A 23,733-nucleotide genomic window follows, 5' to 3' on the forward strand; every position below is an offset into this window, starting at 1 on the left:
ATTAGACCTCCTATATATTTTTATAATGGATTTATCAAGCTTTGGCGTTTAACCAAAGCTTGATAAACATGTATTATTCTTTGTTATCCAATCCATCACTTATCTTTTGTTTCACTTTTCCGACTTTTTCTTTTACAGTTCCCTTCGTCTTCTCCCACTTCCCTTCATTTTTTAACTCTCTATCTTCTGTAATTTCACCAATTCCTTCTTTTACTTGTCCTTTTTTCTTTTCAACTTTACCAGTAATTTGTTCTTTTAGCCCGTTCTCACTCATATTTACAATCTCCTTTTCGTAATAGATTTATAGATTTAAAGGGTATACGTGCATCTTCTTTCTTGTAACCATTCACCGACTCTTTCTAAATCCTTAACGAATAACAAGATTTTCCCTTCATCCAGCTTTTCTTCGTAGAAGTTCGCTTCTTCCTCATTAAGCCCTAACTCCTGCATCTTATTTCTTAACTGATCTCCCGTTTTTTGAAAGACATTCATAATGCTTGTTCCAAGTCCTTCCTCTTTTATACCAATTGTATTCACGTCTGCATTGTCTGCGATTCTATCTGTCCTTTCTTTCTCATGTGTTAATACGTAAATATCTTTTTGGTCTATTCCTTTCTTCACTAGATCATTCGCTGCGTTCATGACCTCTTTCTCCGTAATAAATTCATATACAAAAGGTTTACTATACTTCGTTTCCATCTTTAACTTCCTCCTTTAAAATGAATTATTTGTTATATTATATGTAGTACACCCATTTTCGAAATGTTAAACATAAAATATGAAAAAAGTTATGTGAATTTTGATTTTAATAGAGAATGAACAACATAATTCACCACTTTAAAACATCTTCTCCTTACAATAATCACCTTAAATAACAGAAAATTGTTATAATTAAACATAAGGAGGGATACTATGAAAAAAATCATATCTATATGCGCTCTAACCACTCTATCGTTCACTTTAATAGGTTGTACAAGCACCTCGGCTACAGATAGTTAAGCAAGAACATACAAAAAATACCTTTCAATTAAATTCCGCTAATATTACAGACATTGAAATACTCCAAACAACAAATCATACTACTTCCAAATCTCAAGCAGATAACGAAGAAATGATACAATCTATCGTTTCAGCAGTTCAAAATGGAACACCTAAAACAATCACTTTAGATCAAAAAAAGAGAGAATCTGCACATTCTACTATAACCGTTACATATAAAGATGACGCAAAAAAAGAATTTCTTGTTTGGGTTGATAATAAGGAGCAAATTACAATTGCTAAAGATGAGAAGAAAGATAAAGTAAAAGGTGTGACGGTGAACATTAAAGATGCTAAAATGATGAAAGATTTTTTTAAAACTCTAATATAGTTGATGTTAAAACAAAAGAGCAGGATATAATCCTACTCTTTTGTTTAATCACGTCCAATAAATGGACTTTTACAAAATCTATTTAAGGTCTAATTTTGCTAAATCATGTTGTAAAACATTATTTCCTTCTTGTGGGTTAAATACGATTGCACTAAGACCAAAAACATTCGTAACAACATCTCTATCTTTCGAACGAATGATTCTTACTTCATAAGCAAAAACTCCTGGAGGAAGAGCTGCTGAACGAAAAGTAACATATCGATTAGGTGCCAATGTTTGTGTTGAAGGGTCTACTAATGGTAACAATACCGGAGAACCCGATGACCAATCAAACATTTCAACAGTTACTGTATGAGTATCATCTGGATCAACATTCATAGCTTCCACAGTAAGAAACAACGTAGCGGAATGTCTACGTAATACACCCGTTGACAAAGTTTCATTGTGATGTTTATGACATTTTCCAGGAGGATGACCATAGCCATAACTCATATCAATTCCCCCCCTTTCATTTACAATTAAGGACAAGTATTCCTTATAATATATAATGCTAGTATTATTTTAATGAAAGGTATAAAAGCGGATTTCCATCTGTATTTTTGGATATTTTATTTTTCACTTATTCCCTCTTAATGAATAATATAGATTCTCCTATTTTGCCATTGAACTCTTTCTAAGAATAAATGAATCTATTTTGAAAAGGACCTGCTCCATTCATTCGTAAAAGCATAAAGTAAATTGAATCCGTTAAAACACATGAGTGAACCTTTAGTTTTCCCCTCCTATTAAAAGGAGGAACTATGATGGGCTTTGGTGGTAGTTGTGGCGGCTGTGGCTTCGCCGGAGGATTTGCTTTATTAGTTGTATTGTTTATTTTATTAATCATCGTTGGAGCTGCTTGCTTCTGCTAAAAAACTATCGAAAAGACACTCATGTGAGTGTCTTTTCTTCATAAAAAAATCCCCCCTCAATGTGCAGAAGCCATGCCTATCAACTTAAGAATTCAGAATTACCCCAAAACGAGAAAATGAGCTTTTTTGTTACAAGTTAGCACAAAATTTCGTTCTGGAGGTACGATAAAATTTTAGCTCGATGACAATGGGACTGAACCCCTAATACTTTATATTAATAATGACTCTTTTCATGAAACAAAAATCAGTTATCAGTCTAAACCATTTTTTAGATCTAACAATAACAAGTGTGCTTCTTTACCTTTCAGATAGTCTCTATTATTCTAATTTCTTCATTTCTTTCAGCCGTTCTATATCCTTTTCTGAAGCATTTTCTATTTTATACAGTTCATAGCTACCCTTTATCTCATCTATCACTACAAATTCAACTTCATTTCGAACATAGCTTTTAGTTTTCCCCTTTTTATAACCAATAACATTATCTAATATAGTTTCTCCACTATCTTTTTTATATAAATTATAGCTAACAGGTGGACGGCCAATTACATACTTATTATCAGAAAATCCGACTATATCATCCCTCCCTAATCCTGTCGAAACACTCCAGACAAAAATAATCTGAAATATAGAATAAACAACAATACCGCATAAGAAAAAAAATACGATTAATTTTTTAAAAATTTTTAAAGGTATCCTGCCCAAAAAACATTCCCTCCCATTTCACCTCGAGATAGCAAGAACAAAACTTGAATTTTGTACGCTAAGGAACCGAATTTTTTAGATTGTTGAACTCAATCCCCCGTCAGTGCCATAAGAAAAAGAGCTACCGCAGTAACCCTATTGCTTATAATACACGTCATTGGGAGAAGCTATGGATGAATAAAGTCAATCTATGAAATTTCCCACAATCTTTTAACTCCCACCAATTGCTGTCCATTGAATTCCATCCTATATATATCTGGTTTTGATGTCTGTAGTAAAAAATTCAAATCATACTTACTGTCATAATACCCCATCATCAAAGTCATTATCGCTCCATGAGTGCCTAATACTACTTTCTGTCCTCGATAGGTGTTTAATAATTCTTTTAAGACTTTTATAGCACGTTTCTGACAGTCGACATTAGACTCTCCTCCCATTAAAGCAAAGTCGGGGTCTAAGAATGACTTTTTTATTAAAGGGAATAATTCTTTATCCGACATTCGTTCCTCTTCAGCAATAAAAATTCTCTCTTTTAAGTCCTCAAATACTAAAACTTCTTGTCCTATTTGCTTCGCTAACTGCTGAACAGTTAGAATTGAACGATTGTATGGACTTGAGATAACAACGTCGATTCCCTCACCTTGTAATGCATCTGTTATTCGTTGAACATCTAATTTTCCTTTTTCAGTTAATCCTCTTGTTTTTTCTTTTCCAAACTTTGGTGAATCCCCGTGTCTCACCATATATATGAAAGTTTTCATAATTACCTCCATTTTTTCAGTTTTCTGTATAATCGCCCCCCTATATTAGCATATATATCCAATACAGTCTCCTTAAAAATAACAGAAAACTACGAATTCGAAATAGACCATTATCGTAATGTAAAACAGGAGCGATTAGAGTGCCAACTATATAGAAAGATAATCACTATTTTCCTATGTTCCTCTACAATGTTTAAAATGCACCAAATTCTTTTACAAAAGAAAAAAAGAATTAAGTGAATATAAAGCGATAGGGATGATTACCACAAAACTTAACCTAGTAAAATAATATTCGAATGGAAATTCATACGTACTATGAAACGTAAAATGTTTCAACTCGAAGTAAGGCACCTTACATTTGTCTTTTCTTTATATGTAAAAAAAAGCCCACCTATTTCCGTAGGCGGGCCTTATCTTTATTACACAATAAGAAAGTATACTCTCTTTTCCTCTGAATTTTTATGTAATTATACATATCCATGAAAATAGATAAAGTTGTTATTACAATATATTTTCCACATTCAACTTAGTTATCATTAGCATGTTTTTCTACAAAATCAAGAATTCTAGCATTAACCTCGTTAGAGAACTCACCATTGATTGCGTGAGATGCATTTTTCCAGTTCACTATATCGATATCTTTCACATATTTTTTCCCAGTTTCAACTGCTTTTACCGAATTGTGCATTGTACTTTTTTCAGCCATTAATGCAAGCACTGGAATATTGATATTTTTTAAGTCTTCTTTACTAAATAGATCAGGTGCTGGTGTTTTCAATTTATAATTACGCATACCCGACTCGATTAACTTAGCGATAGGCTCATCGTCATTTATTTCTGCTCCCCCAGAAACATAGCTTAACATCTTTTCTCTTATAAACTTAGGTACAATAGGAACGGAGGCTGGAATAGATGCTAGAATCATCTTTATGGATATTTGCGCAAATACAAAGACTGGGTCCAATAAACTAGCCGTCGCAATATGCTCAGGATTATATCTAGCCAAGTTCATTGTTGTCCACCCTCCAATGGAGACACCCACGATATGCACTTTTTCTAAACCTAATCCTTCAATTACTTCATTTAACCATTCTGCTTGTTGTTTTTGGTTTTCGATCACCTTCGTTTGCACACTCATTCCAGGTTCACCGAGTAAATCTATTGTGTAAACAGGCCTTTTCTCCCTTAACCCTTCTAAATTTGGTACCCACATTGGAGTAGATGCACCACGTCCAGGGAGTAAAAGTATTGGTTCCTTATGTTTATTTTCCTCTTTAGTAAAATAATAAGTACGAATTGTGCCATATGTAGTTTCTATATCTTTCGTATCGTTAGGTTCTGGAAGAAGTGCCATTGATTCATCGTAGGCAATTTGAAAATCTTCTTTCCCTTTTTCAGATGTAAAGTGACCAATCTTATTATCATCTCTCTTCATTTGAATTCCTCCTTTCTACAAATATATGGATGAACTTTATCTATATATTCATGGGAATCATCCATTGAAGATTTAACTTCTTTAGGTCAAAACTGTCATTTGGAAAAAAGAAAAAGACACCCTAAGGTGCCTTCTTCCGACTTGAACCATCTTAATTTTAATAATATGTATTGGACTCCCATCCAACTATTATTTTACCACATTAAATTGTTTTGTTTATTGAGAAATACAATAGTTTATGTATGCCGGTCTTCTGTATTAGATATTTTTGTAATCCATACAATGATTAACAAGGGAACAAGCTATTAATTAAAGGTAAAACCACATGCTAAACCGGTATAACATACCAATAAAATTCACATTGTATATCTTATATATTACGTAGGAACCGAAAAAAAGGTATTAGTTCATAATTATGGTGAAGAAGAAGCCATAGTGGTAGTTCTAGTGAGGTTTTTACTAAATTAAGGTACGTACTTTTTCAAATTATATATACAATGAAATTAAACCAGATATAACAATCAATGGAAGAATTACTGCGAGTTTATTTTTTAGAGGGACACGTTTGTCTGGGACGCCTGGGTGGATAACAAAAGCAAGTAAAACAATTGCTCCAATAATACCTAAAAGTATATGAATGATAATCATCCTCCTAAGGAATATTATTATCATTAAGTATATCACACTCAAAAAATAAAAAGGTATTAAAAACCAATTAAAACTAAATATACCAAAAATAAATTGAAACTATAATCAGTGTTTTTTCCTTCCCCACTGATTATTAGCCTTCACGAATTGGGCTTTACGGTTAATAAATAGCAGGATAAAAGTAGAAAAAGTAAAAGAGGAGTGAAACTTCACTCCTCTTTTTTACTTGCGGATTTCAACACGCATTAGATCGCTACTAGAATTTTGCTTCTCTAAGCTTATCTCTATTTTAAGATTGTTTTTATTAATATCAAATGTACCTGTGCGTGTATTAGAAGCCACTATGTTATCAATCTCTGTACTCAAATCTAAGTTTGGATTTATCATAGTGATCCACTTTTTCCCTAACTCTAGTAACACCTTATTACCTTGACCTCTATCAATTACAAAATTAACAGTATAGTTATTTTCATCATCGCCCCTGACAGTGAAATTCCCATAAAATTCTGGAATCCCCTCTAATACCGGAGAGAATAAAACGACCTCTGAACCTGGAACGCCTATCGCTGCATACTTTAATTCCGCATTATATTTTGTGTTGATTTGAGTAACAAAATGTTGTGCTTCCTTAGATACAGATCTTTTCAGTACAGATGAGCTCTCCATCCAACCTTCATAATAATAAATATCATCGTCTGCTAACTCTTGCGGGATAACAGTAGGCTTTGACTCAGGCTCTTTTTCTGGTTTTTCAAATTTAATAATTGCATTGTATAAGAATTGTGCATACTGCTCACGAGTTACAATTTTGTAAGGTTCAAACTTATTATCACCCGTGCCAGCAGCAATTTTATTTTCTTGTAATGCGCTGATAGCATTTGTTGCCCAGTAATTTTTATTTACATCTTTAAAAGTGGTAGTAGATGTTGCTTTTAAATGAAAAGCATTTGTTAATACAGCAGCCAATTGTTCACGCGTTAAAATACTATCTGGACCAAATCTTCCATCACCAAATCCACTTATAATACCAGCTTTACTAAGAGTTAAAATCTCTTTTTCAAACATATGATTTTTCACATCTGTGTAAGGGTTTGGTAAGTTAGGTTCATCCGTTGGCTTCAAGTAGGCATATAACATTCTAGCTACTTGTCCGCGTGTAATACTATCACCAAAACCAAATATTCCATTTCCATAACCCGATACAATATTTTTCTCTTGCAAATCCATAATCGCTTTATAAGATCAGTGATTTTCAGGAACATCTTTAAATCCTGTTGTGTTTTCTGCTTGCACATTTGTTAGAGGCGCTAGTGTTGTTGATGCGATAACTGTCCCCGCCAAGATTAGTTGTTTAAAATTCATAATTGAATCCCCTTATCCTTAAAATAAAATGTTCATAAAGAATATTGCACACATCTTTTTCCATATTAACATATAAAAACCTTAATTTAGGTTTATTTTGGATATTTTAAGTATATTATTCCATTTGGTATTGTTCGCAAAATAAAAATCATAATAACTTGTTTCCAATGCGCATTCTTTCCCTTTATCCATTTTAAAAAGATACCATTTACGAACTCAAAAAATCCCCTCAAAGCATCAGCTTTAAGGGGATTTCTCCTATCATCTTCTCTCTTCATACAACCGATTTGCTTTATATGAGCAAACAAAATACATACATGTCACAACAGGGATAAACGTCCAAAACAGTCCTCTCATTAATGCAAATGGCGTTTCAAATAAGAATGACCATAGAAATGATACGCCTTGCTTATCCCATAATCCTGGCGTCAAGTATAGTTCTTTCGGATTTACAAATGCTTCTACATTAATCGTATTATTATACATAAATAGAAATAATATCGGCAAATAACAGATCGCTAATTCTAAAAAGGTTTTAGATAGACGTTTATACTTCCCTGCTCGTGACATTTGATCTGAAAAAATGTCATCTTCACTTTCTTCATTTATCTTTTTAAAATAGTACGTACCTGACCACCGATTACCAGCTATATGCTCCCAGCCACTATCTTCAAATAATGTGCAGTAATTAATAAATTCACTTTTTCTACTAAATACTCTATGGTCTATTCTAATCGTCGCATCTTCCGGCTCTGTATATCTAAATGTATAACCAAATGTATTGCTTTCTAGTTGATAGCCTTTCCAAGCCATCTCTTCTAACCATTTTTCCTCTTTCTCAAAGTCTAAAAAGAATTTCAATCTCCACATCATCGTTTCCCCCTAACTATACGTGTAATAAACTCTTTGTAACCTCAATAATGTGTTGCATTCTCATAAAGTCTAAGTGCAATACTTCTTTCCCACGTTCCGTAATGACATACACTTTTCTTCGTTTATCTTCACTTTTTACCGATTCTATTAACCCTTGTTTTAATAAATTTTCAACCGCACCATACAATGTACCCGCTGCGATTTTCACTTGATGATTACTCAGTTCCTCCACCTTTTGCATAATTAAATAACCATGAGCTGGCTCTAATAAAGCTAAAAGAACGTAATAGGTTGTTTCCGTTAATGGTAAATTTTTATCTCTATTCATAAAGACCTCCAATGTAACGATAAATATATAGCTAAACTATATAGTTCAACTGTACAGTTTCATTTTATACAGTTAGACTGTATATGTCAAATACAGGAATAATTTTATAACCCATAACAAAAAACGCTATCTTTTTAAAAGATAGCGTTTTTCATATTATCATTGCTTATTCTTCGCCTTCATTTGTTCTTCGTAAACAAACTTCGCGGTCATAAAATCGTTAGGAAAATCTTTTAATGCATTCTTCATCACGTTCAATTCTTCTTGTGATTTAATTTCAATGCTATTTAAGAAATCAAATGCTTTTGATTGTTCATCCGTAACAAAGTTTTGCGTCATATAGTCATCTTGGAAGTCTTGCTTCGCTTTTTCTTTCACTTTGTTCATTGCATCTGTTTTATTTATACTTTTCACAGGGTTTGCGAATGCGCCTGTAGGCTGTTCTGGTTTCGGCTCTTCTTTCGTTTCCGGCTGTGGAGCTGGGGCTGGTTGTTGCTTAGGTTGTTCTTGTTGAACTGGCTGTTGTACTACTTCTTGCTCTTTTTTCGCTAATTCATCTTTTAACTTCTTAACTTGTGCATCAAGAGATTTTTTTTCAGTTTCTAATACACTCATATCACTTTTTAACTTTTGCATTTCTTCATAATGTTCATCTACTAATTTATTGTATTCTTTCTCAGTGTACATTTTTTCACTAGTTGATGTCGTTTTTCCCTTCGCAATAACTACATTAATAATTACAAGTAACACTATGATTCCTATTAACGCAGCTAAAATCTTCTTTTTGTTCATTATTAATCCTCCAAAATGTAAAATTACCAAAGTTATCATAACAGATGCAGCTATGTTCCTTTGTCATATTTTGTCGAACTAAAATAATAAAAAAGCATCTAAAACAGATGCTTTTTCCCATTCTCACTACATAAACGTAATCGTCACTAAAGAATATCCTTCTTTTGCATTATACGGCTCAGCTTTATAAGAAACACGGTTCGCCCCTTGCGGATAACCGATTTCTCCAATTACTTTTTTCACATCTTGCAATGCGCCATCCATTGATTGTTTATAAAGGATTTCGATCTTTGGTGACTTTTCGTTATAACGTTGCTGCATTTTATTTTTGAACTCATTATAGTTATTTACGATGTATTCATTTCCTAAATAATTTAACTTTGTATCTTTTAATATTTGCTGATATGCAGGGATTTTCGTACCACCTGCCGCAATTTTATTTGTTAATGTACTATAATAATTTGTTGTAGCTTGCGGATAATCACTTCTGTTCCACTCATGATTTCTTGCGATTTGCTCATCTGATAAGTTGAAATAGGAATACGTTACACGGCCCTGCTCATCTGGCACTGGATCATCGAATGTTGTATCAAGGTGATACCATTTGTTTTCGATTTTCACCAAGTTCCAAGCGTGAGGCTGACCGTCTCCAGTTCCTACTACAAAATGATTCTCAATTCCAGCTTCTTTTAATAATTGATAGGTTAATAGTGCGTAACCTTGGCAAACCGCAGAACGATTTACGAGTGCTTCATATGCTGTATAAGCTTTATAAGACGTATCGTAAGAAATATGCTTTACGACATAATCATGAATTGCCTTCACTTTTTCATGATCATCCATTCCTACTTGCGTAATAGAAGAAACGATCGCCTTTGCTTGCTTCATTACATATTCCGTTTGTTCTTTCGTTTCACGATATGTAATCTTTAACGTAAACGTATAATTTCCAGGTGATCCAGAAATGCCATATGAAACATTCGATCTATTATAATTTGTATACTCATTTTTACTTGCGACTTCTTTATAGGCGTTGAAAAGTGTCTTCATTACTTCTTCCTGATTACTATTTTTCGTTTTATATGGAAGTGTAATATTCGTTTCGTACGCATTAATACGCTTTTGCACTTCATCTTTAAATGCTGCTAATAATGCCGCATCCCCTGTATCTTGCACCGCAACTTCAGGCTTTTTATATTTCAAAGTATTATATAAAAACTGTGCATACTGTTCACGTGTTACCGTTTTAGATGGCTCAAATTTTCCTTCGCCTGTACCAGAAACAATTCCGGTTGACTGCACTGCGCTAATAGCGTTTTCACCCCAAAAACCATTTGGAACATCATTAAATGTATGCTTTTGTTTCGCAGAAAGATGGAAAGCGTTTGTAAGAATTTGTGCCATTTCTGCGCGATTCACAGGAGCTTTCGGTCTAAAATTCCCTTTCTCATCCCCTTTAAATACCCCTGCATTCGTTAACATTAAAATTTCCTCAGGAAACATCGTAGAGTTCTGATTAATATCACCATAAGGATTATTAAACTTAGATCCGTCTTTTAATATGTAAAGAGTATTATTATTACTAAACGTTCCGCCTTGTTTATTCGGTAGCATAACTCGATACACTAAAGCAGCTACTTGCTCCCTCGTCGCAACATCTCCAAAACCAAACTTTCCATTTCCATAACCGGAAATAATATTTTTACTCGCTAAATCTTTAATCGCGGGATACGACCAATGCGATGTAGGCACATCAGAAAAAATACCCGCCTCAGCAGCTTTCACATCACTGCCATTCGTATATAATAAAGCGCCACCAATAAGTGTTAATGATGTAATTGATTTTAATAGTTTTGTGTACATAATTCCTTCTCCCAATACGTTCTCTATTTTATATTTTGTCGAAAAATCTAAAAGAATATGACAAAACATATTATACTATTAAAATTTTTTGAAGGATATATTAAGTTTTGAAATATGCAAAAACTCATATTGTTATAAAAATTCATAGTGATATTATGTTGTTTTACTTGCGAATATATAAAGGGCTATGGTGTCTTATGTCGAAAACATCATTTATAACCAAGTTGCTTTACTTCTATTGTAAAGGAGATAGAGAATACGCCAATATAAATATCAACCTAAAGAGGTGTTAGTAACATGAAAAATAAAAGATGTGATAATTGCGATTCTACTAATTTTAAAGAGGGGCGAATTGGAAGCGCTTATCATGCGTATGTTTATGAGGATGCACCGAGTAGGTTCTTTTCAGGAGGGAAAAATTCCAAACTATTAACCACATTCTGTTTAGAATGCGGTGAGGTCAAATCATTCAGAGTTGAAAAACCGGATAAATTCAAAGAATAAAATGTATTCCAGAAGATGTTGTTACTAACATGAAAATAGCATTCTTTATATTTGAGCTAATAGAAAAAGAATATTATCTAAAAATGATTCAGATAAACTTAATTGATAAAGAAAAGGCATTCTTATGAATGCCTTTTCTCTCTTATATATGCTCTTCTTAATTTAGTTTGTGATAAACCACTGACATTTAATTATGAAAAAGTACCAATAACAAAAAAAGTTAAAAATAATGATACATATCCAAGATACATAAAACGTTTATCGTGTGTTTTAAAATATAACGTAATACACAGTAAAGTGACCAGTAAAAAAACTGCTGTAGACACTATGAACATGAATGTTCCTCCTAAAAAGCTAATTTATTATTCTTTGTCAGTTAAGTATATCTAATTTTTCTAATATTAATGAAAGAATATTTCTTTGATCTACTACAATTGCAGCTTTTCCAGTAGAACCTGATCGCAACTTCTTTTTCCCTTTATTTTCAATTGTTCCTTCTACAACAAAGAATGTAGTATCTTTATTCTTGCTAATAATAGGATCATGATAGATTTGAACTACATTTCCATAATAAGTTTCCGTCGTTCCCACTTCAAAAGTATATTTAATTTTATCGCCCGATTTAATTTTATTAATCTCTTCTGAATTAATATATAATAATACCCTATTCGTATTTTCATCAGGTGATATTGATAATACCTCTTTATCTTGTTCAATCGTGTCCCCTACTTTAATACGATTCGGCATTTCAATTACACCATCTTTCGGTGCAATAATTACAGTTTGTTCATAACTCAAATTCATATTATTGATATCTTGTTGCAACAAAGACAATTGTTTTTTCTTTTCATCAATCTCCTTCGAAATATCTGAGACTTTAGAAGTTCTAAGACTTTCAACAGAATCTTGGATATTAGACTCTTGAGTTCTTATATTCTCATTGATAACCTTTTTCTCCAATGCTATTTCCTGGGTCCTATTTTTTATTTGCTCTTGTTTTATTAAAATACTCTTTAGATTCCCCTCAATCTCAGAATCTAATTGATTAACCTTATTCATATTTGCTTCAGTTTCTTGATTAATATTTTCATCCTTAATAATCTTATTTTGTTTAAGAAGCCCCTCTTTTTCAATTTTTAAGATATTATTTTGATTTTTTATAGCTTCAATTTCAAATTCCAGATTATTTATAACCTCATCTTTTACATGATTTAGGCCTTGAAGGCGAAAGTTAAAATCAGCAATCTTATTTTTATTTTCATTATTTAATAAGTCTTTTTGCTTTAAATAGCTATCTAATTCATTTTTAATACTTCCTTCAACATCTACAGGCAATTTTGATTGGTTCTTTTCAATAACATCTTTAAGAATGTTTAAATCCTTAATTTCCGCATCCAATTTATCTCTATTTTCTTCTAAGTGTTTTTTTTCCTGCTCTAACTGTTTATTAGTTATACCTATTAAAGGATCTCCCCTATGTACTTTTTCGCCTTGTTTAATCTTAATATCATTAATTTCTCCTGATACTTTTGGTTTAACAGCTACTGCAGCCGTAGAAGATTGGATAGTAGCAGACCCTTTAGTTGAGATATCTATTTTACTAAAATAAGACCAAATCAAAGCACTAACTATTATAGCTAGTACTAGATAGATAAATAGCTTAATAAATTTCGGGGGATTTTTCTCAAGCATTTCAACGCTATCAGTCAGCTCTGTTATGTCTCTTATTGGTTGTGACATTTATGTATACTCCTCTTATGCTCCTTTTTATCGGGTGATCTCTAATAATTCTTGTGGTAGCTGATTATTCCACAACACTCTATATAAACCATCTTTATTTATTAATTCTCCATGCTTGCCTTCCTCAACAATTTCTCCTTTGCTCATTACAAATATGTTATCACAATGCATAATTGTACTTAATCGATGAGCAATTGTTATGGTTGTTAGTTTACCTGCTCTATATTCCTTTAAGTTTTCAATTATTTTTCTCTCACTAGTCGAATCCAGATGACTTGTAGCCTCATCTAAAATAAGTACATCTGCTTCTTTTAATAGAGCACGGGCAATTGATAACCGTTGCCGTTGACCACCAGATACATTAGAAGCATTTTCTTCTAATAATGTGTCATATCGGAGTGGCAAGGAACTAATGAATTCATGGGCATCGGCCAATATACATGCCTCTATTATTTTGTCCATTGTTACCTCTCTGTTCAAACCAAATACCAAATTGTCAAAAATACTACCACTAAAGAAAAAAGATTCCTGAGCAACATAAGCTATTTTATTTCTTAAACCTGTCCTATTCATATCTTTAATATGATAGTTATCATAATAAATGTTACCTTCGTTTACGTCATAATATCTCATTAATAATTTAGCAATTGTTGTTTTACCTGAACCACTTTCCCCTACAAACCCAACACTATATCCAATTGGGATTTCAAAACTTAAATTATTAAATATATTTTGCCTAGTTCCATATTTAAAAGTTATATTATCCAATCTAATTTTGTGATGAAAAGAAGTAGGTGAAAGTTTTTTATCTTCTTGATCATTTTTTTCTAAATCTAAATCTAAAATCTCAGTCAATCTTTTTGAAGCAACAAAAGCAGATTGTAATGTTGGCTGTAAATCTACTAGGTTTTTTATAGGATCTAAGAAATACACTAATAGTGCATTATATGCAACTAGCTGACCTATTGTCATTTCCCCGTTTAATATAGCAATAGCTCCAACCCATAAAATTACAACACCTCCTACTAATTCCACAATTGTTTTAATAGATTCTTGACTATTTGTAATTAAAAACCGTTTAAAGAATTTCTGCAAAAGACTTATCAATCTTTTTTCAGTTTGAAATTCTGCTTCTTTTTCAGCATTATAGGATTTTATTGTTGATATCCCATTTAGCGATTCTACAATATAAGAAGTTAATTCAGCATTACTTTCCATTTCTTGACGATTAATTTTTTCATAAGAGCTTTGAAACATCCAAATAATAAGGATGTATATAGGTACGTGTAATGCTGTAATGAAAAATAAAGTAGAACTTTGTGTATACAACAAAATAGAACCAGCTATTACCATGATCGTATCAATCATCACAGTTAAAGTTGTTGTCGCAAGTGCCTCCCTAATTTTAGCAGCATCTTGGAACCTCGAAATAATTTCACCAACTTTTCTTGTTTCAAAAAAGTTCATAGGTAAGGATAAAACATGTTTATAGTAACCAAACATTAACTTTATATCTAACCGACGACTCAAATATAAAATTAAATGCGACCTAAACAACTCTAAAAGAACTTTAAAAATGTATAATACGATGATCCCAATAGAAAGATATGTTAGCGTATGCTTTAAATTCTCAGTAACAATATTATCAATTACAATTTTGAAATAAAAAGCACCCAAAACTCCAAATATGGTTATTAAAATTGATGAAAGAAAAATAGGAATTAAGAGACTTTGTTGATTTTTTAAAAGAAACATAAATCTACTGAATGTATTTTTCTCTTCATCTCTTGATTGAAAAGATTCATTAGGTATTAAAAGAACTAAAACGCCTGTCCAAATCTCATTAAATTCCTTAATATCATATTTAATAATCCCTTCTCCAGGATCAGCAACAATCACTTTACCCTTTTTGGTGATTTCTAAAATAACAACATAATGTAATAACTTCCCATCAATTATGACATGCGCAATAGCGGGTAATGGAATCTCTTTTAAAGATTCTACATTTCCCCTTACTCCTTTGGCAGAAAAACCTAACTTTTCAGCCGCTTGAATTAAACCATAAACATTCGTTCCATTTCTATCAGTTCCAGCATATTCTCTGATTTTGGAGATAGGTATATGTAATCCATAATGTTTAGAAACAGTAGAAATGCATGCTGCACCACAATCTTTAATATCGTGTTGTCTCACCCAATGATATTTTTTAAATAAAGACATACTTATTTAAACAACCTCTCATATTTAACTTTTAAATGCATTCTCTCCCACATATGTTAATAAACACAGGAGTGTCAAACTTATTGTACTTAAAGATAACAATAAAATTTGTTAGCCTTTCAAAAATTCCATATCGAAAGGCTTTTTATAAAGAAGAAAAGATTGTACTATTAAGCGCATACAATCTTTTCCTCTTTATAAAAATGTTTATTTTTTCTTCTTTTTCTTTTTTGCTTGACTCTCTTCGTAAGCATCCCACAGTCCAGCACCAGCTCCAACAACTAGTAAGCCACCTGCTACTATTACAGGACCAAGTCCACCATTTGTATCGTACAACTCTTCTTCAGTTAGACTTTTGTACTTTTCTAAAGTAATCGTTTTCATTTTAAGCACTCCTTACTACCTCTTATTTGAAAATCTTTTTACCAACCCATTTTCCGCCTACATAACCTGCTCCAACAACTCCAGCTCCAGCTGTTATTGCACCAGCTACTTTTGTAAAACCAGCAACCCCAGCAATTGCTAAAGGAACCACTCCACCATCAATGTTTTTTAATTCCTCATTACTTAATACTGCTAAATTAGGCATTTCTTTTTTTAATACTGAATTCATAATAATATCTCCTATTCTTAATTTAATTATATTACATTTAAGTAATATGGATTTTATATTAATACACCTTTTAATAAAAATCTACACTTTTTTGAAAAAATTCTTTTTTCTTGATTAAATTCCATTATTTTACTTTAGAATACAACAGAACCCACCCACTTACCTACAATGTAACCAATATAAATAAGCAGAGCTCCTGTTAAGATATAAAAACAAGATTTAAAATACATACTCCTTTCAATCGCATCACCAATTTGATGAAACATGTTTGACATAAAGAAAACACCACCTTTTTATAATTATTAGAGTAGAACACACAGCGATGTTATCAGAAAACAACTAATCAATACAATACTTATTGGGATAATTATATATAAAATAATAACAGCGTTCACAAAAATTTAAAATTTATGAAATGAATTACTCTATAGTTAATATTTAGAATTCAAAAGGTTTATTAGGTAAAAAACACGTTATATTACAACTAATTATTTCTATTTAATAAATCCCCTAACCCTTATGATAACGCTTGAGCATATCTTTCTATAAAGTTGAGGAATAATAGGCTTATTAAATGATGTATCCTCTCACCAATCTAATTTACATGATCTTCAAAAAATCAAAAATTGTTATATAATGGAACTAAGCCGTAATCAATATGGTTTCCCCGTTATGAATAATGAGATAATTTATGTATCCCCTGTACTCGCTTTAACAAAAAAGAGAACTTGTAGTGATTTCCACAAGTTCTTTTTGCCTTTTTATGGAGCATCATTTTAAAAACTAAAAATAAAAGAACCTCAATAAATGAGGTTCAAAGAATCTACTATTTTAAATTACCTTCGTAAAAAGCAACTCCATTTTGAACATGTTTTAAATACCACGTAATCGTCCCGCCACAAACATTTTCATTAAAACTATTAGCATATACTCCATTTGAGTAATAAAGAGTTCTTTTGAATTTACCATTAGAATACTCATAAGGAATTGAGCATGTTGCTTGCTTCGGAGAGCTCACAGCTTTTTGCGTATCAGCTGAAGCCGCTCCAATTCCTCCTGTTAATGCAATACCAGTTGCCAATAGCCCTACTACTAATTTCTTGAACATAATAAATCCCCCTTTAATAGTTTTTATAGCTTACAACTTAAATGTATCACTTTTTTAATTTTGTAAATATATTGAATATATAGAAATATTTATTTGTTTTTTGGTAATATTAGGATTTTATTTTATCAAATGGAAAATAGAGGAGTTTAGGAAAGTATGTAACAATGCATAATAAATCAATCAGATATTATGATATACTCACAAAGAGCTGATACAAAATTTCTTTAGATTGGAAAACTAAATTCTTATCTACCTAAAAGGAAGGCGCCTAATGGCGTCTTTTCTTTATTTTCAAAAGGACCTGCTCAATTCATTCTTTAAAACATAAGTTAAAGTGAACCCGTTAAAATCTATGGAATGAACCCTAGTTTTCCCCTCTTATCTAAAGGAGGCACTATTGTTATGGGATATGGTGGTAGTTGCGGCGAAGGCTGCGGTTTCGCTGGAGGATTTGCTTTATTAGTTGTATTATTTATTCTCTTAATCATTATCGGATGCAGTTGTTTCTGCTAAAAAACTATTAGAAAAGGTACCTATATATAGGTACCTTTTCTTTATGTGCCTTATTCATTATCTAGTTCCAAACTTTTATCACGATTGGATTCGTTTTTTTCATTTTCCGCATTCATCATACCTCAAATATGAATCGATTTCAGACATGAGCTTTTAACGAAAAAAATTTGGAACCATTTTTTCCCACAAAGGAAATACCTTTTTGAAAACCTCTACTATAGAAGGATCAAATTGTGTACCAGATCCTTCTATAATACGTCTATAAGCTTCTTCAGGAGATAGGGCCGAACGATATGCTCTTGACATTGCATCGAATGCATCTGCTATTGCAACAATTCTTGCGCATAATGGTATTTGATTTCCTTTTAGTTTTTGAGGATAGCCCTTTCCATCCCATCTTTCATGATGAGAAAGAATTATGTCTTCACTACCTTTTATTAAAGATATATTTTTAAAAACTTCTAATCCTAATTGTGGGTGTGTCTTAATAATATTATATTCTTCTTCTGTAAGAGAAGATGCTTTCTTTAAAACTTCATCCGGAATACCTATTTTCCCTATATCATGTAATAAACAAATAAAATGAAATTGTTTTAAAGAATTATCATCATATTCATTTGTTTCTTTAGCAAGAATAGTAGCATAATTGGCTACACGTTCACTATGTCCTTTCGTATATTGATCCTTTAATTCCATTATTCTCATTATTGATAAAGCTGTTTCTTTCATTTGTTTTTCATAGGATGCTTTGATTTTTTGTACTAAAAATTTTAATGAAAGAAATACAAAAAATGACGTAACAAAAATTGTTAGAAACAATAATACTAATGATATTGGATAGTTAATGTCAAAATAATAAATGGCAATTAAAAATCTACATATCATACAAATAGATACCCATAAAAGATAATGAATACTTAAAAATAAAGGTGCAGAAATTACTAAGAAGCACTCTAAATAAGGGATATGTAAAGAAGCATCTGGATTACGTATAAACATAAGATCATATGCCAAAAGATAAATAATACTTACTCCAAGAAAAATATATTTTGTAAACATTTGTTTATTCATTTTTTGTAAACACTTATTATATAAAATAAATGAAATAAAAATACGAGTTCAAATAAAAGTTTCTGTAGTGAAAAATCCTTTCTAAGAATAAAATATTGATAAATATTATCAAACAAAAGAATACTACAGGGAACCAATAGAAACATTTTTATCGGCTCTTTCGTTTCAATATTTTTAATCCCTTTAATCATTTTACACACCGCCAAACCTTTTTAATAAAAAAATAAGTTCATATAGATATTATTAATAATATCCAAGAATAGAAAATAGTGCAAAAAACACCCTTTCTCATAACCTATAAATGGGGTACCGCCATGATAGAAATGTATAAAAAAATGAATAGGGTTATAGAAAAAGGCGAATTCCTTTTGAAAGTAGGAATTCGCCTTTTTCTTACTACGGATAACAAATTTTATGTAAATAAAACATATGCAGAAACTTCACGTACAATGGCTTTCACCAATTCTTTTCGAAGCTCAAACAAAAACTCTATAGGTATATCACCCTTACAATATACAGTTAATTCTATTCTTTCATATTAGTACAATCTCACCAATATAAAAAAAGGCTCCATTGCTGGAGCACTCAAAAATAAAATAAGTAAATGAATTAAAACAAATAACAGACAATTTAACTATATAGATTAAATATAAATAAATCTATATATATTTAATATTAAATATTTAAACCTGTTTATTGATGCTATAATAGGCTTACTCGATGATTGTTATATTTTTTCATAGTTTTTAAGCAATATAATACCTTCTTAACACCAAGTGTACAAAGAGAAGACATCTTAATCGATGTCTTCTTTTCTTATATAATAACAACACAATAAAGTGAAACTTTAATCAGTGGGGGTTTTCTTCATCCCCCACTGATTATTAGTTGAACCAATCGGACTTTTATGGGCAGTTGATCCCCCACCTAACTTCTTTGCTTTCGCTGAATTTTGAGGTGGGGGTCTTACTGCCCATTAAAGCGGGATAAAATTAAGATGGTTCAAGCCGCAGGATAGCACCTTGATACAACAGTAAAGAATACATCATCACGGTGTCAGCAAGCAAAAGTGTATTCTGCATTTCTGAAAACAGTAGATGGCAGATTGTGACCTGCTGAATCTGCTAAGAAAGAATATACAAGAACATCCTTAACATCATCTTTATTTCCACTAATAATAACATCAAGAAAATCTTCTATTTGGAATTCTGGAGTAAATAACACAATCTTAGTTGTTCTGTTTGGTTCTAAAGAAACAAAAGTACGAGAGATTTCAACTAATTCATTTTGAGTTGGGAAAGAAGTGTTTGGACTTCTCTTAACAGTTACCGTTACATTACTAGTATGGCAGCGTGAATCATTGTTTAACATAATGTTGAGAGCAGTTGGAATAATCCCATTTTCAGAAACTGGAACTCGAAACACTCCAGTAGATTTATGAGCCATATAATCACATCCTTTCAAAATAAAATATATTTACAATATATTAGATGCAAGAAACGTTCGTTTTGATAGGGACAAATTATATGATTAATATATCTATAATAACCCTCGGTATTACTAAGACAATGATTTAAAAGATTAACAAATATCGTGAGACCCAATCGAATGTATATTAAAAGGAAAAAGAATAAGGTGTCTAAAAGATTCCCTATTTCGAGCCAATAATGAGACATTATGTTAATCTTATATGTATAGCTGCACAAAATTGAAAAACTTAAGGAGACAGATCAATTTTATGAGAAAATCATTCCTATTACTTACTTTAATTCTAGTATTAGTCAGTGTTACGGCTGCTTGCACACAAGATAAAAAAGATAGTGCCGTTAAAAATGGTCCAATAGAAGAACCAACCGCAAAAAATGAAAATGAAGAATTAATAAATTTTGAAGAAAAAGAAGATATGAGCCGCTTGGAACAAGGTATTTTATTAGTTGGTGAGAGTGTTAAGGGAGGCTATTACTTGACCGCCGTTAAAAGTGCATATTTAAATGATAGCAACGATTCTATCGTTGTTAATGTCTCTGTAAAAAATGTACGAGGTCAAACGATTGGACTATCAGAATTAAAATATAACTTAAAAGATGAAAAAGACGGAAAGGCCTATGAAGGAAAGATGCTTGATCAAAACCCTTCTGATATACAAGTTAAACCAAATGAAACGGTAGAATTAAAAATAGCTTTTGAAGTACCAAGTACCGCAGATGAATATATGTTTTATATTGAAAGCTCTTTAGATCCTCTAGGAGCACACTGGAAAATCGATAAGCTGCAATCACAAAAAAGCTAAGTCTAAAATACAATTTGATTGAAGAAATCTCTCAAATAAGCAAAAAGTACCGAAAGAAGTCTTCTACATATCAACTATATAAAAGTCCCTCCGCCTTCAGACAGAGGGACTTTCTAATTCCTATTTCAAACTACCCGCAATCTCCGTAAAGATAACTCCAAGCGCATGCGCACCTGCATCAGGATATCCTAAGCTTCTTTCGCCAACTGTACCAGCGCGGCCCATGCGAGCTACGATTTCTTTCGTATACTCTGCTCCTTTAACCGCTGCTTCTGCTCCTTTTTCAAAGGCAGTTTTCATGTCTTCTTCGTTTGAAGCGCTAGCTAACCAAGAGTCTACACATGGAGCAAGTGCGTCAACAAGTGTTTTATCACCAACTACTGCTCCTCTGCCGAACGATCTTTCACCGATAGATTGTATACCTTGCAGTGCTGCTTGCAACACTTCAGCGAATTCTTTCACTGTTAACTCACGCTTCTCGCCTGCTGCTTTACTAGCTGCGCGGAATGCTCCGCCCCAAATTGGACCAGATGCGCCGCCGCAATGTTCCATAATAATCATCGAACAACCGTCAAGGAACGATCCGATAGTAACATTTTCTTGATCTACAATCGAATGCCACTCACGTTTTAATTGCTTAAATCCTTTTGCCACACTCATTCCGAAGTCTCCGTCACCAGCGTGCGTATCTAACTCACAGAACGGTACTTCGTTTTTAATAATAACGTCGCTCATTTTATCAACGAGATAGATCATGTTGTTTAATGTAATGACATTATTTTTAATAACAGCGTGCTCTTCCGCTGTTTCTATTTCGAAGGAAACTTCTTTCTCTTCTACATCTTCAAGTACATTCACGTACTCTACACTTTCAACTGGTCCATCTACTTTAAACGCTGGTGTATTACATTCTTTAGATAGTAATGTTTTTAGCTCATCATCTAATTTCATTACTGTTAAAGACATACCGGCCATATCAATACTCGTCATATAATTACCAACGAATACTCTATTAATTTTAATGTTTCTAGCAGCTAATTCTCTCGTAACTGCATTGTTAAATAAGTAAAGTTCTTGCAGTGGTGTTCCGCCAAAACCGTTAACTAGAAGCGCAATTTCTTCGCCATCTTTTACTCCTAAATCTTTTACAAGATCATTTGTCATACGGTTAGCTAGTTCATCTGCTGACAACATTTTTTCACGTTTAATTCCTGGTTCGCCGTGAATACCTACGCCGTATTCCATTTCATCTTCCGCAAGTGTGAAAGTAGGTGATCCGCTCGCTGGAACTGTACAAGAAGTTAACGCTAAACCAATTGTACGCACGTTAGCCGCTGCTTTTTCTGCGACAGCTTTCACCGCTCCTAAATCCATACCTGCTTCCGCTGCTGCGCCGGCAATTTTATGAACGAGAATAACCCCCGCAACGCCGCGGCGTCCTACTGTATACAAACTATCTTCTACCGCAATATCATCGTCCACTTTTACGTAGTCGACTTCAATTCCATCTTCCGTCGCTAAATGCGCACCGTTTTTGAAATTCATAATATCGCCGCTATAATTTTTAATAATTAACAATGTACCTTTTTTACTAGCTGTCTCTTTAATCGCTTGGTATACCTGAATTTGTGAAGGCGAAGCAAACACATCTCCGCACACTGCCGCATCTAACATTCCTTTTCCGACTAGACCTGCATGTGCTGGCTCATGACCACTACCACCGCCACTAATTAACGTTACTTTATTTTCGTTCATTTCTTTTTTCTTAATAACTTTATATTTTTTCAAAAGCTCAAGCTCTGGGTGAGCCATAACCATTCCGTTGCACATTTCCATTACTAATGTTTCTGGTTTGTTTATAATCTTTTTCATTGTGCTTCTCCCTCAATTCCTTTAATATATTGTGATATATTTGAAATCTTCTTCTTACTACTCATATTAAAATGAAAGCGTTTTATAGTAAACGGACAAAATGGACAATCTGTCTAAAGACACCGCTCTCATTTGTAGGTAGGATTTTCATATTACTAACATTCTAGGGATGATTCAGATGACCTCTTCTATAATTTCTAAAAAGATAATCGCGAATTCATTGAAATATTTAATGGAAACAGAGTCATTTCATAAAATATCAGTGAGCGATATTATGTTACACTGTCAAATGCGTAGGCAAACTTTTTATTATCATTTTAAAGATAAATTTGAACTATTAAGCTGGATTTATAGAGAAGAAACGAAAGAAAACATTATCGACTTTCTCGACTATGAAACGTGGGAAAACATTTTCGATTTATTATTTGATTACTTTTATGAAAATCAAAAATTTTACCGAAATGCTTTTAAAGTCATTGAGCAAAACTCGTTTAATCACTATTTATTTGAGCATACGAAAAACTTATATATGAAGATTATTGATGAACTATCTATGAGCTGTGGATTCAGCCTTTCTGATGAGACAAAAAATACGATTGCCTCCTTTTATAGTCACGGCTTCGTTGGAACGATAAAAGATTGGATTGAAAGCAAATGCGAAGTAGATCCGTCCATTATGTCTTCTCTCATGAAAAATATGATAAACAATCAATTATTACTATTACTAGAGCAATCAGCAAAGTAATTAAAGGGTGGCA

At 32.3% G+C, this 23,733-nt stretch carries 25 protein-coding genes and 4 pseudogenes; 7 read left to right on the plus strand and 22 right to left on the minus strand.

Annotated elements, in window-relative coordinates; all coding sequences use genetic code 11:
• Window positions 1–73: 73 nt before the first annotated feature.
• Both QEP67_RS22800 and QEP67_RS22805 read right to left on the minus strand, forming a co-directional pair.
• Window positions 74–274 (minus strand): CsbD family protein, encoded by a 201-nt coding sequence (locus tag QEP67_RS22800; RefSeq protein WP_001293463.1) that lies wholly within the window; start codon window positions 272–274, stop codon window positions 74–76.
• 35 nt (window positions 275–309) lie between these two features.
• Window positions 310–699 (minus strand): general stress protein, encoded by a 390-nt coding sequence (locus QEP67_RS22805; protein ID WP_000448813.1) that lies wholly within the window; start codon window positions 697–699, stop codon window positions 310–312.
• A 213-nt stretch (window positions 700–912) separates the two neighbouring features.
• Between QEP67_RS22805 and QEP67_RS22810 the strand changes: the two are divergent.
• Window positions 913–1,369: pseudogene (locus QEP67_RS22810) on the plus strand (hypothetical protein).
• A gap of 78 nt (window positions 1,370–1,447) precedes the next feature.
• Here QEP67_RS22810 and QEP67_RS22815 read toward each other — a convergent pair.
• Window positions 1,448–1,861: a hypothetical protein gene (locus QEP67_RS22815; RefSeq protein ID WP_000120201.1), complete on the minus strand. Its 414-nt coding sequence runs from the start codon at window positions 1,859–1,861 to the stop codon at window positions 1,448–1,450.
• A gap of 311 nt (window positions 1,862–2,172) precedes the next feature.
• On the opposite strand from QEP67_RS22815, the gene QEP67_RS22820 reads away from it, so the two are divergent.
• Window positions 2,173–2,280 carry a YjcZ family sporulation protein gene (locus QEP67_RS22820; protein WP_000505670.1) on the plus strand — a complete coding sequence of 36 codons (108 nt, stop codon included), beginning with the start codon at window positions 2,173–2,175 and terminating at the stop codon, window positions 2,278–2,280.
• Window positions 2,281–2,598: 318 nt separating this feature from the next.
• Here the strand turns inward: QEP67_RS22820 and QEP67_RS22825 are convergent, their stop codons facing one another.
• Together QEP67_RS22825 and QEP67_RS22830 are read right to left on the minus strand one after the other, a co-directional pair.
• A complete protein-coding gene (locus tag QEP67_RS22825; protein ID WP_002108735.1) occupies window positions 2,599–2,982 on the minus strand; it encodes a hypothetical protein in 384 nt (127 codons plus the stop codon).
• Between the two features lie 188 nt (window positions 2,983–3,170).
• Window positions 3,171–3,743, minus strand: coding sequence for a histidine phosphatase family protein (locus QEP67_RS22830; RefSeq protein WP_000846737.1), 573 nt, complete (start codon window positions 3,741–3,743; stop codon window positions 3,171–3,173).
• Between the two features lie 96 nt (window positions 3,744–3,839).
• Between QEP67_RS22830 and QEP67_RS22835 the strand changes: the two are divergent.
• Window positions 3,840–4,005: pseudogene (locus tag QEP67_RS22835) on the plus strand (IS4 family transposase); the annotation flags it as partial.
• Window positions 4,006–4,269: 264 nt separating this feature from the next.
• On the opposite strand, the gene QEP67_RS22840 reads toward QEP67_RS22835, so the two are convergent.
• The 6 genes and pseudogenes from QEP67_RS22840 to QEP67_RS22865 form a co-directional block, all read right to left on the minus strand.
• Complete coding sequence (locus tag QEP67_RS22840) at window positions 4,270–5,178, minus strand: alpha/beta hydrolase (RefSeq protein WP_061672072.1); 909 nt, start codon at window positions 5,176–5,178, stop codon at window positions 4,270–4,272.
• An 870-nt stretch (window positions 5,179–6,048) separates the two neighbouring features.
• Window positions 6,049–7,188, minus strand: a pseudogene (locus QEP67_RS22845) (S-layer homology domain-containing protein).
• A 261-nt stretch (window positions 7,189–7,449) separates the two neighbouring features.
• Window positions 7,450–8,061, minus strand: a complete 612-nt coding sequence (locus QEP67_RS22850) for a DUF2812 domain-containing protein (protein ID WP_002108737.1) — start codon at window positions 8,059–8,061, stop codon at window positions 7,450–7,452.
• A 13-nt stretch (window positions 8,062–8,074) separates the two neighbouring features.
• On the minus strand, window positions 8,075–8,389 hold the full coding sequence (locus QEP67_RS22855) for a PadR family transcriptional regulator (protein WP_001078066.1): 315 nt from the start codon (window positions 8,387–8,389) through the stop codon (window positions 8,075–8,077).
• 159 nt (window positions 8,390–8,548) lie between these two features.
• Window positions 8,549–9,181 (minus strand): hypothetical protein, encoded by a 633-nt coding sequence (locus tag QEP67_RS22860; RefSeq protein WP_048566980.1) that lies wholly within the window; start codon window positions 9,179–9,181, stop codon window positions 8,549–8,551.
• Window positions 9,182–9,307: 126 nt separating this feature from the next.
• Complete coding sequence (locus QEP67_RS22865) at window positions 9,308–11,044, minus strand: S-layer homology domain-containing protein (RefSeq protein WP_353706439.1); 1,737 nt, start codon at window positions 11,042–11,044, stop codon at window positions 9,308–9,310.
• Window positions 11,045–11,341: 297 nt separating this feature from the next.
• Between QEP67_RS22865 and QEP67_RS22870 the strand changes: the two genes are divergently transcribed.
• Window positions 11,342–11,548: a hypothetical protein gene (locus tag QEP67_RS22870; RefSeq protein ID WP_000792079.1), complete on the plus strand. Its 207-nt coding sequence runs from the start codon at window positions 11,342–11,344 to the stop codon at window positions 11,546–11,548.
• Window positions 11,549–11,739: 191 nt separating this feature from the next.
• Here QEP67_RS22870 and QEP67_RS22875 read toward each other — a convergent pair whose 3' ends face one another.
• The 7 genes from QEP67_RS22875 to QEP67_RS22905 all read right to left on the minus strand — a co-directional run bounded on the left by QEP67_RS22875 (window position 11,740) and on the right by QEP67_RS22905 (window position 17,229).
• Window positions 11,740–11,883 carry a hypothetical protein gene (locus QEP67_RS22875; RefSeq protein ID WP_000471229.1) on the minus strand — a complete coding sequence of 48 codons (144 nt, stop codon included), beginning with the start codon at window positions 11,881–11,883 and terminating at the stop codon, window positions 11,740–11,742.
• Between the two features lie 37 nt (window positions 11,884–11,920).
• Complete coding sequence (locus tag QEP67_RS22880; protein ID WP_016089057.1) at window positions 11,921–13,288, minus strand: HlyD family secretion protein; 1,368 nt, start codon at window positions 13,286–13,288, stop codon at window positions 11,921–11,923.
• A gap of 27 nt (window positions 13,289–13,315) precedes the next feature.
• Complete coding sequence (locus QEP67_RS22885) at window positions 13,316–15,508, minus strand: peptidase domain-containing ABC transporter (protein ID WP_000051679.1); 2,193 nt, start codon at window positions 15,506–15,508, stop codon at window positions 13,316–13,318.
• A 207-nt stretch (window positions 15,509–15,715) separates the two neighbouring features.
• Complete coding sequence (locus QEP67_RS22890; protein WP_000849668.1) at window positions 15,716–15,892, minus strand: class IIb bacteriocin, lactobin A/cerein 7B family; 177 nt, start codon at window positions 15,890–15,892, stop codon at window positions 15,716–15,718.
• Window positions 15,893–15,914: 22 nt separating this feature from the next.
• Window positions 15,915–16,121, minus strand: a complete 207-nt coding sequence (locus tag QEP67_RS22895; RefSeq protein WP_001089632.1) for a class IIb bacteriocin, lactobin A/cerein 7B family — start codon at window positions 16,119–16,121, stop codon at window positions 15,915–15,917.
• 134 nt (window positions 16,122–16,255) lie between these two features.
• Window positions 16,256–16,396 carry a hypothetical protein gene (locus QEP67_RS22900; RefSeq protein ID WP_000069043.1) on the minus strand — a complete coding sequence of 47 codons (141 nt, stop codon included), beginning with the start codon at window positions 16,394–16,396 and terminating at the stop codon, window positions 16,256–16,258.
• 551 nt (window positions 16,397–16,947) lie between these two features.
• A complete protein-coding gene (locus tag QEP67_RS22905) occupies window positions 16,948–17,229 on the minus strand; it encodes an LCI fold-containing protein (RefSeq protein ID WP_000473837.1) in 282 nt (93 codons plus the stop codon).
• Between the two features lie 402 nt (window positions 17,230–17,631).
• Here QEP67_RS22905 and QEP67_RS22910 point away from each other — a divergent pair, with 402 nt between their 5' ends.
• Window positions 17,632–17,742 carry a YjcZ family sporulation protein gene (locus QEP67_RS22910; RefSeq protein WP_000540371.1) on the plus strand — a complete coding sequence of 37 codons (111 nt, stop codon included), beginning with the start codon at window positions 17,632–17,634 and terminating at the stop codon, window positions 17,740–17,742.
• Window positions 17,743–17,895: 153 nt separating this feature from the next.
• Here the strand turns inward: QEP67_RS22910 and QEP67_RS22915 are convergent, their stop codons facing one another.
• The 3 genes and pseudogenes from QEP67_RS22915 to QEP67_RS22925 form a co-directional block, all read right to left on the minus strand.
• Window positions 17,896–18,471 (minus strand): HD-GYP domain-containing protein, encoded by a 576-nt coding sequence (locus QEP67_RS22915; RefSeq protein WP_353706636.1) that lies wholly within the window; start codon window positions 18,469–18,471, stop codon window positions 17,896–17,898.
• Between the two features lie 108 nt (window positions 18,472–18,579).
• A pseudogene (locus tag QEP67_RS22920) lies at window positions 18,580–19,004 on the minus strand (HD-GYP domain-containing protein); the annotation flags it as partial.
• Between the two features lie 865 nt (window positions 19,005–19,869).
• Window positions 19,870–20,259: a hypothetical protein gene (locus QEP67_RS22925; protein WP_029437700.1), complete on the minus strand. Its 390-nt coding sequence runs from the start codon at window positions 20,257–20,259 to the stop codon at window positions 19,870–19,872.
• A 292-nt stretch (window positions 20,260–20,551) separates the two neighbouring features.
• On the opposite strand from QEP67_RS22925, the gene QEP67_RS22930 reads away from it, so the two are divergent.
• Complete coding sequence (locus QEP67_RS22930; RefSeq protein WP_001231998.1) at window positions 20,552–21,103, plus strand: DUF4352 domain-containing protein; 552 nt, start codon at window positions 20,552–20,554, stop codon at window positions 21,101–21,103.
• A gap of 120 nt (window positions 21,104–21,223) precedes the next feature.
• Here QEP67_RS22930 and dhaK read toward each other — a convergent pair whose 3' ends face one another.
• Window positions 21,224–22,975, minus strand: coding sequence for a dihydroxyacetone kinase subunit DhaK (dhaK, locus tag QEP67_RS22935; protein ID WP_000720738.1), 1,752 nt, complete (start codon window positions 22,973–22,975; stop codon window positions 21,224–21,226).
• Between the two features lie 178 nt (window positions 22,976–23,153).
• On the opposite strand from dhaK, the gene dhaS reads away from it, so the two are divergent.
• Window positions 23,154–23,720 (plus strand): dihydroxyacetone kinase transcriptional activator DhaS, encoded by a 567-nt coding sequence (dhaS, locus tag QEP67_RS22940; RefSeq protein ID WP_000204216.1) that lies wholly within the window; start codon window positions 23,154–23,156, stop codon window positions 23,718–23,720.
• Window positions 23,721–23,733: the final 13 nt, after the last annotated feature.

Source organism: Bacillus cereus group sp. MS39, from assembly GCF_040448665.1.
Taxonomy (GTDB): domain Bacteria; phylum Bacillota; class Bacilli; order Bacillales; family Bacillaceae_G; genus Bacillus_A; species Bacillus_A wiedmannii.